This window comes from Streptomyces sp. BRA346 (genome assembly GCF_052851135.1).
The window spans coordinates 228,918-240,805 of record NZ_JAIWIH010000021.1 but is presented as its reverse complement, the minus strand read 5'-3'; the positions used below and the strand labels follow the sequence as shown (position 1 = coordinate 240,805).

Below are 11,888 nucleotides of genomic sequence, written 5' to 3'. Positions count from 1 at the left end.
GGTGACATCAGCCGCTGCCGCGGCGGGCGGCACCTCGCGGCCCCGCGCTCGTCGCTCCCCCAGCTACCGCTGGGAGGTGCCCCCTGACGCCGCTCGCTGGTCCGGCCTGACCGACAAGACACCCCCTGGGCTCTACGCCGAGCCGCGCAGCACCAGCTCCACGTCCAGCACCACCGCCGGTTCGATCGCCTCCCCGCCCGCCAGCCGCAGCAGCTGACGCGCCAGCCGCCGGCCGATCTCCGCGATCGGCTGCCGCACCGTCGTCAGCGGCGGGTCCGCGTAGCGCGCCGCCTGTACGTCGTCGAAGCCCACCACCGCCACGTCCTCCGGCACCCGCCGCCCGGCCTGGCGCAGGGTCCGCAGCACCCCGAGGCCCATGAGGTCGGAGGCCACGAAGACGGCGTCCAGCTCCGGCTCCCGCGCCAGCAGCTCCCGCATCGCGACCGCGCCCGACTCCTGCGTGAAGTCCCCGGCCGCCACCACCGGTTCCCGCCCGGCCTCCGTCAGCGCCGTCCGGTACCCGGTCAGCCGGGCGATACCGGCCACCATGTCCTGCGGCCCCGCGACCGTGACGACCCGGGTGCGGCCGGAGCCGAGCAGATGCCGTACGGCGAGGGCCGCGCCCCCGGCGTTGTCGACGCCCACGTACGGCAGCGCCGTCGCCCCCAGCAGCCGTTCGTTGCAGACCACCGGAATGCCCATGCGGGCCAGCGCGGCGGGCAGCGGATCGGCGCCGTGCACGGAGGCGACCATGACCCCGTCGACGTGACGGGCCAGGGCGAAGCGCTCGATGCGGTCCCGGCTGGCGGGGGAGCGGGCCATCATCAGCACCAGCTGCTTGTCCGCGTCCTCCAGTTCCTGGCCGACCCCGCGCACCACGCCCGGGAAGAACTGGTCGTCCGAGAAGACCCGGCCCGGCTCCTCGGGCAGCACGAGCGCGAAGGAGTCCGTGCGCTGGGTGACCAGGCTGCGGGCCGCCTGGTTGGGGACGTACCCCAGTTCGTCGATGGCCCGCAGCACCGCCGCCCGGCTGTCCTCGGCGACCCTGGTCGAGCCGTTGACGACGCGGGAGACCGTGGCGCGCGAGACGCCCGCGTGCAGGGCCACGCTCTCCAGGGTGGGCCGGGGCCGGTGCATCCGGGCATACCTCGCTCTTCGCCTCGCCGCCGCTGCTCGTCGGTACAGCATGGCCCGGTGCGCGCCCCCTTGTCAGGACGCGCGTGGAACGCGGGGGGTCAGGAGGTGAGCACGCGGGCGCGGCAGACCGAGGGCGAGCCCCAGGCGCCCCGCAGGGCGCGGGCCTTGCGGATCCACAGCGACAGGTCGTACTCGTCCGTGTAGCCGATCGCGCCGTGCAGCTGGAGGGCGGTGCGCGCGGCCGCGTACGCCGCGTCGCCCGCCGCCACCTTGGCGGCCGCGACCTCGGCCCGGGCCCCCGATCCGCCCGCCGCGAGCGCGACCGCGGCCCCGTGGAGCAGCGGGCGGGCGAACTCGAGCCCGATGAGCACATCCGCCAACTGGTGCTGCACCGCCTGGAACGAGCCGATCGCGCGCCCGAATTGGGTGCGCTGTTCGACGTACGCGACGGTCCGGTCCAGCAGCGTCAGCCCGACGCCGAGGGACTGTGCGGCCGTGGCGAAGGCGGCCCAGTCCGCGGCGCGTTCGGCGGCCGCCGCGACGGCCGCGCCCCGGGCGAGGGGCTCGCCCCCGGGCAGCGGCGGGGCGAGCCTGCGGGCGGGGTCGAGGGAGGCCCGCACCGGGCCGTGCCCGGGGGCCAGCCACAACTCCTCGCCGCGGACGGCGAGAACGGAGTCGACGGCGTCCGCGTCCAGGGCGTACGGACCGCCGTCGGCCATCGCCACGGTGACCATGGCCTGTCCGGAGGCGATCGGGGGCAGCCGGTGCCCGGCCGCGGGGGACGCCGCCAGCAGCACCGCCGCCGCGGCCGTCTCCGCCCAGGGCCCCGGCACGGCGTGCCGCCCCAGCTCGACGCAGGCGACGGCCAGCTCCACCGGCAGCGGCCCCACGCCCTCGTACGCCTCCGGCACGGCGAGCGCGGTCACCCCGGCCTCGGCGAGCCGCCCCCACAGCGCCCGGCCGGGCGCGTGGTCCCCTCGCGCCCACGCGCGCGCCGCGCCGGGGGTGTCCGCGGCGCCGAGCATCCGGTCGAGGGTGCGGCCGAACTCGCTCTGCGCCTGGTCCAGCAGGAATCTCATGCGCGGTCGCCTTTCGTCGCGGAGGCGGTCATCGGAGGAGGGCCGCTCACCGCCTGCCCTTCGGCAGGCCCAGCAGCCGCTCCGCCACGATGTCCCGCTGGATCTCGTTCGTCCCGGCGTAGATCGGCCCCGCCAGCGCGAAGACGTAGCCCTCCGCCCAGCCGTCCTCCGCCAGCTCACCGCACGGCCCCAGCAGATCCAGGGCCGTTTCGTGGAGGCTGATGTCCAGCTCCGACCAGAAGACCTTGTTGAGGCTCGACTCGGCCCCGAGCCGCTCCCCGGCGGCCAGGCGCGAGGCGCCCGCGTAGGCGAAGAGTTCATACGCGCGGGCGCGGATCACGGCGTCGGCCACCCGGTCCCGCAGGGCCGCGCCCGCCGCGTCCCCGGCGGCGGCGCGCTCCCGCCACAGGGCGGCCAGGCGGCGGGCGGCGGCCGTGTAGCGACCGGGGCTGCGGAGGGTCAGCCCGCGCTCGTTGCCCGCGGTGCTCATCGCGACCCGCCAGCCCTGCCCCGGCTCGCCGATGACGTCCTCGTCGGGCACGAACACCTCGTCCAGGAAGAGTTCGGCGAAGGCGGGCTTCCCGTCGAGGCGGCCGATGGGGCGCACGGTCACGCCCGGCGCGTCCAGGGGGAACATCAGATACGTCAGCCCGCGGTGCGGCGGGGCACCGGGCTCCCGGTGGCTGCGGAACAGCCCGAAGGCCCGGTCGGCGAAGGCCGCCCGGGAGGACCAGGTCTTCTGGCCGGACAGCAGCCAGCCGCCGTCCGTGCGCCGGGCGGCGGAGCGCAGGGAGGCGAGGTCGGAGCCCGCCTCCGGCTCGGACCAGGCCTGCGCCCAGACCACCTCGCCGCGCGCCATCGGCGGCAGGATCCTGGCCCGCTGCTCGGCGGTGCCGTGCTCGAAGAGGGTGGGGGCCAGCAGGCTGATGCCGTTCTGGCTCACCCGGCCGGGCGCGCCCGCCGCGTAGTACTCCTCCTCGAACAGCAGCCACTCCAGCACCGACGCGCCCCGCCCGCCGTACTCCCCGGGCCAGGTCACCGCCGACCAGCGGCCGGACGCCAGGGTCCGCTCCCAGGCGCGGTGGGCGGCGAACCCCTCGGCGGTCTCCAGGGACGGCAGCGGGGCGGCGGGCACATGGGCCGCGAGCCACCGCCGGGCCTCGGCCCGGAACGCCTCCTGCCGCTCGGTCAGGTCGAGATCCATCGGGCCCCGGGCCTCCTTCCCTAACAAGTGTTTGGTAGGTTACCGTGGCGCCGTGATGGACAACAAGCCGTCGTACGTCCCCGGCCACGGCCTGCTCACCGGCCGCACGGCCGTCATCACGGCCGCGGCGGGCGCCGGGATCGGCGGCGCCACGGCCCGCCGGTTCCTGGAGGAGGGCGCCCGGATCGTCATCGGCGACGCCCACGCACGCCGCGTCGACGCGACGGCCGCCGCCCTCGCCGAGGAGTTCGGAGCGGATCGCGTCGCCGGGCTGACCTGCGACGTCACCGACGAGGACGCGGTGGCGGCGCTCTTCGACCTCGCCGAGGAACGCCACGGACGGCTGGACGTCGTGGTCAACAACGCCGGACTCGGCGGCACCGCCGAACTCACCGAGATGACCGACGACCAGTGGCACCAGGTCATCGACGTCACCCTGGGCGGCACCTTCCGCTGCACCCGCGCCGCCCTCCGCCGCATGAAGGCCCACGCGCCCCGCGGCGCCGCGATCGTCAACAACGCCTCGGTCGTCGGCTGGCGCGCCCAGGCCGGGCAGGCCCACTACGCCGCCGCCAAGGCCGGGGTCATGGCGCTCACCCGCTGCGCCGCCGTCGAGGCCGCCGCGTACGGGGTGCGGGTCAACGCCGTGTCGCCGAGCCTCGCCATGCATCCGCACCTGGTTAAGGTCACCACGCCCGAGCTGCTGGCGGAGCTGACCGAGCGCGAGGCGTTCGGCCGGTACGCCGAGCCGTGGGAAGTGGCCAACGTCATCGTCTTCCTGGCCAGCGGCTATGCGTCGTACATGACGGGCGAGACGGTCTCCGTCAGCAGTCGGCACCCATGAGCCCGGCCGCCGTCAGCCCGCCGCCCAGGAGCCCGGCACTCGTGAGGCGAGAATGGGAACGTGCCGAAAATCAGCGGGAACAGCAAGAAGACCACCGTGAGCCCGGCCCCCGAGCGGCGCCGCGAACTGCTCTCGACGGCGGCCGAGGTGTTCGCCGCCCAGGGCTACAACGCGACCACCGTCCGCCGGATCGCGGACGAGGCGGGGATGCTCGCGGGCAGCCTGTACTACCACTTCGACTCCAAGGAGTCGATGGTCGACGAGATCCTCTCCACCTTCCTGGACGAGCTGTGGGCGCGGTACGACGAGGTGCTGCGGGCCGGGCTCGGCCCCAGGGAGACCATCGAGGCGCTCGTCACCGAGTCCTTCCGGGAGATCGACCGGCACCGGGCCGCCGTCGCGATCTACCAGAAGGAGTCCCGGCAGCTCGCCGCCCTGCCCCGCTTCGGCTACCTCACCGACTCGCAGCGCAGGTTCGAGGGGGCCTGGCTGGGCACGCTGGAGCGGGGCGTGGCCGACGGGGTGTTCCGCGCCGACCTCGACACCCGGCTCGCCTACCGCTTCCTGCGCGACACCGTCTGGGTCGCCGCGTCCTGGTACCGGCCCGGCGGACAGCACAGCCCCGAGGAGATCGCCCGCCAGTACGTGTCGATGGTCCTGGACGGCATCACCCCCCGACACTGAACTCCATGGAGTGACTATGGCCGAGGCATTCATCGTCGAAGCGGTACGGACCCCCGTCGGCCGCCGCAAGGGCGGGCTGGCGTCCGTCCACCCGGCCGACCTCGGCGCGCACGTCCTGCGCGCCCTGATGGAGCGCTCGGGCGCCGACCCGGCCGCCGTCGAGGACGTGGTCTTCGGCTGTCTGGACACCGTGGGCCCGCAGTCCGGGGACATCGCCCGCACCTGCTGGCTGGCCGCCGGGCTGCCCGAGGAGGTGCCGGGCGTGACCGTCGACCGGCAGTGCGGCTCCTCCCAGCAGGCCCTGCACTTCGCGGCGCAGGCGGTGCTCTCCGGCACCCAGGACCTGGTGGTCGCGGGCGGGGTGCAGAACATGTCGCAGGTGCCGATCGCCTTCGCCAGCCGCCAGGCGGCCGAGCCGCTGGGGCTGACCGAGGGGCCCTTCGCGGGCTCGGAGGGCTGGCGGGCGCGGTACGGCGACCGTCCGGTCAGCCAGTTCCACGGGGCCGAGATGATCGCCGAGAAGTGGGGGATCGGCCGCGCGGAGATGGAGGAGTTCGCGCTCCGTTCCCACCGGCGCGCGCTCCGCGCCATCGACGAGGGCCGCTTCGACCGCGAGGTGGTCCCGTACGGGGACGTCCGCGTGGACGAGGGGCCGCGCCGGGACACCAGCCTGGAGAAGATGGCCGCGCTCGCCCCGCTCATGGAGGGCGGACGGCTCACCGCCGCGCTCTCCTCCCAGGTCTCCGACGGAGCCGCCGCGCTGTTGGTCGCCTCCGAACGGGCGGTGCGGGAACACGGGTTGACCCCGCGCGCCCGGATCCACCATCTGTCGGTGCGCGGCGAGGACCCGATCCGGATGCTGTCCGCGCCGATCCCGGCCACCGCGCACGCGCTGAAGAAGACCGGGATGACCATCGCCGACATCGACCTGGTGGAGATCAACGAGGCGTTCGCGCCGGTGGTGCTGGCCTGGCTGCGGGAGAGCGGCGCCGACCCGGAGCGGGTCAACGTCAACGGCGGCGCGATCGCGCTGGGCCACCCGCTGGGCGCGACCGGCGCCAAGCTGATGACGACCCTGCTGCACGAACTGGAGCGCACCGGCGGGCGATACGGCCTTCAGACGATGTGCGAGGGCGGCGGCCAGGCGAACGTCACGATCGTCGAGCGGGTGTGAGCGGGGGTGGCCACCCGCTCGCCGGACGGAGTCCGGCGCAGGCGGCCGAAGCCCCTGAGGCCCCCTGGGGCCGAGCGGTGCGAGGGGGCCGTTGGAGATGGGGGCCGATGTGCGAGGGCGGTGGCCAGGCGAACGTCACGATCGTCGAGCGGTTGTGAGGGCGGTCGGCCACCCGCTCGGCAGGCGTGAGGCCGAGCGGTGGCCGCCGCCGGATCGGACGCTTCCGCGTGGCGGCCACCCGCGGCGCCGCGCATGATGGCCGCATGGCGTGCGGATCGACCAGCCTCGGGAACGGCGAAGCCACCTGGTTCTGCTGTGGCAACGCCTGGGGCCCGTGTGCCGCCGCGGGCGGCGGCGCCTGCGGCACCTGCAAGTCCAGCGCGCTCCAGGCCGCCTGGCCCCACGCGTCCAAGGCGTGCTGGGACATCACCCGGCCGGATCTGTGCGGCGAGAACCTGCCGCGGCGCGGCTGCGGCTCGGCCATCAAGGTGCGCCACCTGTGCTCGGGCGCGTCCGTCTGCGTCACCGTCAGCGACTGCGGTCCGCGCACCCGGAGCTTCTGCGGCGAGTCCAGCTGCTGCGACGGCGTCTGCCGCAGCAATCGCGTCATCGATCTGACCCCGGCCGCCTTCTCCGTCATCGGCAGCCTCAGCTCCGGCACCCTGCCGGTCTCCCTGTACGAGTGAGGCCGGACCCATGAGCGCACACCGGATGTCCGACCCCCTCGACCGCCGCCGCTTCCTCACCGCCGCCGCGCTGCGCGGCGCGACCGTCGTCGGGACGGGCGTCATCGGCGCGACCGCGCTGGGCGCCGTGGACGCCGACGCCGTGTTCGCCGCGCCCCTGCGCCGCCCGCTGGACCCCGCGGTCCCGGCGGGCGCGTTCGTGGAGGGGCGGATCACCTCCATCGACGGCGGTGTGCTGGACGTGGCGGGCTCCTACGGCGACTACGCCCGGGTCCGGGTCACAGGCGCCACCAGCGTGTGGAAGGTGCGCGCCACCACCGCCGCGTCGATCGAGACCGGCGACGGGCTCTACGCGCGCGGCGTCCCGATGCCCGACGGCACGGTCGCCGCCGACGCGGTGTGGGTGAACATCGTGAACCTCCACACCACCATCCGCGGCATCGAGAAGACCCGGCTGCACCTCGCGCACGGTTCCCACGAGATCGTCGGCAACCTCCTCCCGGCGACCTCCAGCGCCTCGTACTCCGGCGCCGCGCCCACCGCCGACCTCTCCGGGCTGCGCATCGGGCAGGGCGCCCAAGTCCTGGGCGCCTGGCGGCCGTCCGACGACTCCGTGGACATCGTCCGGGTGGCGGTCGGGCCGGGGGCGGGACACCGCCGATGAGCGTTGCCACCTTCGCCGCCGCCCTCGATCTCGCCGCGCCGCTGCTCGCCGGGGTGCTGGGCGTGGCCGGTGCGGGCAAGCTCTTCGGCCGCGGCATGGCCCGGCTTGCGCACCGGACCGCGCTGGCCCGGCTGCTGCGCGGCGGCGGCCGCGCGGCGCGCGCCCTGCGCACCCTCGGCGCCCTCGAACTCCTGTTGTGCGCCGCGCTGTCGGCGCTGCCGCCGTCGGTGGCCACGGGCGGGGCGGCCGCCGTGCTCGGCGCCGGTTTCCTCGGCTATCTGGGATACGCCCGGGCGGCCGCGCCCGGCGCCTCGTGCGGCTGTACGGCGCGGGACGACGGACCGCCGGGGGCCAGGGCCTTCGCCCGCGCCGCCGTGGTGGCGGCGGGCGGTGTCGCCGTGGCGCTGGCCCGGCACCCCTGGTGGGTCACGGCGCTCCGCCATCCGGCCGCCACCGGCTGCTGCGCCCTGGTGGCGGTGGCCGGGCTGGTGGCCCTCGGCGCCGACCGCCGGTGGCGGATGCCGTGGCGCAGGCTGCGCCTGCGCCTCACCGGGCACCCGCTGGCCGGAACCCCGGCAGGGGTGCCGGTGGCCGCGACGGTCGAGCTGCTGGAACACTCGCTCGCCTGGCAGAGCACCTCGCCCCTGGTGCGGTCGGCGCTGTTGGACCACTGGGACGAGGGCGGCTGGCGCATCCTCCAGTACGCCGGGGTTCACGCCCGCGGCGGCGCCGCCCGACCGGTGGTGGTGCTCTTCGCGCTGGACGCGCAGGCGAGCCGGGACGCGGTACGGGAGCCCGCGGTGCGGGTGAGCGTCCTCGACGCCGACACGGGCGAACCGCTACGGAGCTGACGCGGCCAGCAGCGCCGTGTCGTCGTCCACCCGGCCCGGTATGTCCAGCAGCCCGAGCGCCCGGTCGATGATGGCCTGCGGATCGGCGAGGGCGGGCGGGGTGAGCCCGTCGCAGGCGCGCCGCAGCGCCGCCAGGCCGTCGTCGAGGGGCAGATGGCTGTTCTCCACCAGCCCGTCGGTGAACAGCAGCAGCCCCGCGCCGGGCGGCAGCCGCGTCTCGTGGCCGACCGGGGGCTCGTCCGCGAGGCCCAGCGGGGCGTTGGGGCAGACGTCGAGGAAGCTCGTCGTCCCGCCCGCCAACAGCAGCGGCGGCAGATGGCCACTGGCCGCGTACCAAAGCCGCCGGGTGCGTGGTTCGTACACCGCGTACAGGCATGTCGCGAAGTGGTCGACGTCCAGGGAGCGCAGATAGGCGTCCAGCTTGCCCAGCAGTACGCCGGGGGAGGCGCGGTCCAGGGCGAAGCCGCGCAGGGTGGAGCGCAGCCGGCCCATCACGGTGGCGGCGTCCACGTCATGGCCCATCACATCCCCGATGGCCAGGCCCATCTCGCCGTCGGGCAGCGCGATGACGTCGTACCAGTCGCCGCCGATCTCGGCGCCGCTGGCGCTCGCCTCGTAGTAGGAGGCGGTGCGCAGCCCCGGCACCTGGGGGAGGTGTTGCGGCAGCAGGGCGCGCTGGAGGGTCAGGGCGAGGTGGCGCTCGTTGCGGAAGCGGGCCGCGTTGTCGTAGGCGAGGGCCAGCCGCCCGGCCACGCCCTGGAGATACTGCCGGTCGGCCATGGTGTACGCGCCCTCGCGCCGGGCGATGGCCAGGGCGCCCAGCGTCCGGCCGTGCGCGAGCAGGGGGACGGCGAGCAGGGTGCCGCCGGTCGCGGGCGGCTCGGGGGCGGTGCCCGCGAGCAGGGTGTCGCCGAGGGCCCGGTCCAGCAGGCCGCCCGGCGCCACGGACTCCCCGGCGGCGTACAGGGGCCGCTCGGCGCGGGGGTCGGCGAGACGGATGCGTATTTCGTCGGCCAGGGCCGGGACGAGCAGTTCCCGGGCGGTGTCCAGGACCTGCGGCGGATCGAGGGTGTCGGACAGCAGCAGGCTCGCCTGGGACAGCGAGGTGAGCATGTCCGCCTGCCGGCGGCTGTCGCTGAGCACCCGTTCGCGCAGCCGGGACAGCTCCAGGTTGGCGCCGACCCGGGCCAGCAGCTGACGCGCCGAGAAGGGCTTGGCGAGGTAGTCGTCGGCGCCCGCGCCCAGCCCCCGCACCGTGGACTCCTCCCCGGCCCGCGCGGTCAGCATGATGATCGGCAGCCGGGTGGTCCGGGGGTCGGCGCGCAGCGCCCGCACCAGCCCGAAGCCGTCCAGGCGCGGCATCATCACATCGGTGAGCACCAGGTCCACGGGGTGCGCCAGGGCGGTGTCCAGCGCGGCACGGCCGTCGGCCGCGAGGAGGACGTCGTGCTCGCGGCCGAGGAGATCGCCGAGGTAGGACCGCACGTCGGCGTTGTCGTCGGCGACCAGCAGCCGCGGCCGCCGGGCCGGGCCGGGCTCCGCCGGGCCCGGGGCGTACGGCGCGTCCGGCGCCTCGGAGGGCGCGTCGGAGGGGGCCTCGAACGGGGCCCCAGGAGGCGCCTCAGCCGCCTCCGCGGCCGCCGCCGGGCGCTCCGCTTCCAGCGTCCCGGGCGGCGCGCCCCCGAGCCAGTGGCGCGCCTCCTGGGCGTAGGCGGCGGCGCGCTCGGCCTCGCCCGTTCCGCCCCGTACGGACGGCGCCCCGCCCTGCACGTCCTCCAGATGCGCCGTGCCGAACGGGATCTCCACCGTGAACTCGGTGCCCCGGGCCGGGACGCTGGTCACCGCGATGGTGCCCGAGTGCAGCTCGACCAGGTCCTTGACCAGCGCCAGCCCGACGCCGCTGCCCTCGTGCGACCGGGACCGCGCCCCGCGCACCCGGTGGAAGCGCTCGAAGAGGTGGGGCAGCTCCTCCCGCGGGATACCGCTGCCGGTGTCGCTCACGGTGAGCCGGGCGTGGCGGCCCGCGGCGGTCATCCGTACCGTGACGCCGCCGGTGAAGGTGAACTTCAGCGCGTTGCTGATCAGATTGAGGACGATCTTCTCCCACATCTCCCGGTCGACGTGCACCGGCTCGGGCAGCGGCGGGCAGTCCACCTCCAGGGTCAGCCCGGCCAGGTCGAAGGAGGAGCGGAAGACGGCCGCCAGCTCGGCGGTGATGCGGGACAGGTCCACCGGCTCGAAGGTGCCCTTGAGCCGCCCGGCCTCCACCCGGGAGACATCCAGCAGGGTGTTGACCAGCTTCAGCAGCCGCAGCGCGCTGCGCTCCGCCAGCTCCAGCTGGGACCGGCGCCCGGGGCGGTCCTCGTCGGCCAGCGCCTGCTGTACCGGGCCGAGGATCAGCGTGAGCGGCGTACGGAACTCATGGCTGATGTTGGAGAAGAACACCGTCTTGGCGCGGTCCAGCTCGGCCAGCGACTCCGCGCGCCGCCGCTGCTCCTGCTGGGTGAGCGCCGCCGACAGGGCCGCCCCGACGGTGGCCGCCAGCACCTCGAAGAAGTCCTGGTAGGGCGCGGTGGCGGGCAGCCGCGGATTGATGCCCATCACCAGCACGCCCTCCACCATGTCCGACCGGACCAGCGGATGGGCCAGCGCCTCCTCGCCGGGCATCGCGAACAGCGCGCCCGGCAGCCGGGCCGGTGCCGCGTCGCCCACGACGGCCGCCAGCCGCGCCGCCAGGCCCGTCGTCTCCTCGATCCGGTCCAGCCGCACCTCCCGGACCGCCTCGGTGGCCTCCGCCGGGATGGCGGCGGACGCGGCGAGGCGGAGCCTGCCGGGCGCGGGCACCAGGTAGAAGGCGGTGAACGGGACGTCGTCCCGGTGGATGTCCAGCATCTCCGCGACGGTCCGGGCCACGCTCTGCGGGGTGCGCAGCCCGGCGGTCCGCGCGCCGAGCCCCGCCAGCAGCCGCAGCCGCCGCTCGCTGAGCACCCGCGCCGTGGTCTCGGTGACGACGCACAGCACCCCGCCCACCGTGCCGTCCTCCAGCAGCAGCGGCTGGATGGACACGTCGAAGTAGGACTCCTCCAGGAAACCGCGCCGCTGGAGGAAGAACGCCCGGTCCGTCACCAGGGAGGGCTTGCGGCTCTCCCACACGGTCTCGAAGAGCGGAGCGACGGACAGGTCCCAGTTCTCGGGGAAGACGTCCCGGCCGGGACGGCCCAGTGCCCCCGGATGCTTGGAGCCGATGATGTCCGCGTACCCGTCGTTGTACAGCATCGTGTACTCGGGGCCCCAGAACACGGCCATCGGCTGCTCGGTGAACAAGATGATGCGCAGCGCCTCGACCAGCCGCGGAGGCCAGGCGTCAGTGGTGCCGAGGAGCGTCACCGACCAGTCGATTCCGCTCATCGCCCTGCCGAGCGCACCGCCCTCGGCGAACAGCTCCCCGGCGGGTGTCCGCTGTTTCCCGGGCCCGTTCATCGAGTCAGCTTTCCTCTCACATTCTGGCACAGTGCCGCCACCGGACGAGGAGCCGTCGCCACCGTGGGTTGCACGGGCATCCGCA

10 protein-coding genes are annotated in these 11,888 nt (G+C 75.2%); 6 read left to right on the top strand and 4 right to left on the bottom strand.

Annotated features, from left to right (window positions below; genetic code table 11):
• Positions 1-132 precede the first annotated feature (132 nt).
• From LCH29_RS24605 to LCH29_RS24595, 3 genes are all read right to left on the bottom strand, one after another.
• Positions 133-1,137, bottom strand: a complete 1,005-nt coding sequence (locus LCH29_RS24605; protein WP_446463905.1) for a LacI family DNA-binding transcriptional regulator — start codon at positions 1,135-1,137, stop codon at positions 133-135.
• 98 nt (positions 1,138-1,235) lie between these two features.
• Complete coding sequence (locus LCH29_RS24600; protein WP_446463904.1) at positions 1,236-2,216, bottom strand: acyl-CoA dehydrogenase family protein; 981 nt, start codon at positions 2,214-2,216, stop codon at positions 1,236-1,238.
• Between the two features lie 46 nt (positions 2,217-2,262).
• Positions 2,263-3,420: an acyl-CoA dehydrogenase family protein gene (locus LCH29_RS24595; protein WP_446463903.1), complete on the bottom strand. Its 1,158-nt coding sequence runs from the start codon at positions 3,418-3,420 to the stop codon at positions 2,263-2,265.
• Positions 3,421-3,475: 55 nt separating this feature from the next.
• Between LCH29_RS24595 and LCH29_RS24590 the strand changes: the two genes are divergently transcribed.
• The 6 genes from LCH29_RS24590 (at position 3,476) to LCH29_RS24565 (ending at position 8,323) form a co-directional block, all read left to right on the top strand.
• Positions 3,476-4,264, top strand: coding sequence for an SDR family oxidoreductase (locus tag LCH29_RS24590; protein WP_446463915.1), 789 nt, complete (start codon positions 3,476-3,478; stop codon positions 4,262-4,264).
• 60 nt (positions 4,265-4,324) lie between these two features.
• Positions 4,325-4,948 carry a TetR/AcrR family transcriptional regulator gene (locus LCH29_RS24585; protein ID WP_446463902.1) on the top strand — a complete coding sequence of 208 codons (624 nt, stop codon included), beginning with the start codon at positions 4,325-4,327 and terminating at the stop codon, positions 4,946-4,948.
• Between the two features lie 16 nt (positions 4,949-4,964).
• On the top strand, positions 4,965-6,122 hold the full coding sequence (locus LCH29_RS24580) for an acetyl-CoA C-acetyltransferase (protein ID WP_446463901.1): 1,158 nt from the start codon (positions 4,965-4,967) through the stop codon (positions 6,120-6,122).
• A 263-nt stretch (positions 6,123-6,385) separates the two neighbouring features.
• Entirely contained in the window at positions 6,386-6,808 is a 423-nt protein-coding gene (locus LCH29_RS24575) for a septal ring lytic transglycosylase RlpA family protein (RefSeq protein ID WP_446463900.1), read from the top strand.
• A 10-nt stretch (positions 6,809-6,818) separates the two neighbouring features.
• Complete coding sequence (locus LCH29_RS24570; RefSeq protein ID WP_446463899.1) at positions 6,819-7,472, top strand: cell wall protein; 654 nt, start codon at positions 6,819-6,821, stop codon at positions 7,470-7,472.
• Positions 7,469-8,323, top strand: coding sequence for a MauE/DoxX family redox-associated membrane protein (locus tag LCH29_RS24565; protein ID WP_446463898.1), 855 nt, complete (start codon positions 7,469-7,471; stop codon positions 8,321-8,323). The genes LCH29_RS24570 and LCH29_RS24565 overlap by 4 nt, the downstream gene beginning before the upstream one ends.
• Here LCH29_RS24565 and LCH29_RS24560 read toward each other — a convergent pair.
• Entirely contained in the window at positions 8,312-11,803 is a 3,492-nt protein-coding gene (locus LCH29_RS24560) for a SpoIIE family protein phosphatase (RefSeq protein WP_446463897.1), read from the bottom strand. The genes LCH29_RS24565 and LCH29_RS24560 overlap by 12 nt on opposite strands.
• Positions 11,804-11,888: the final 85 nt, after the last annotated feature.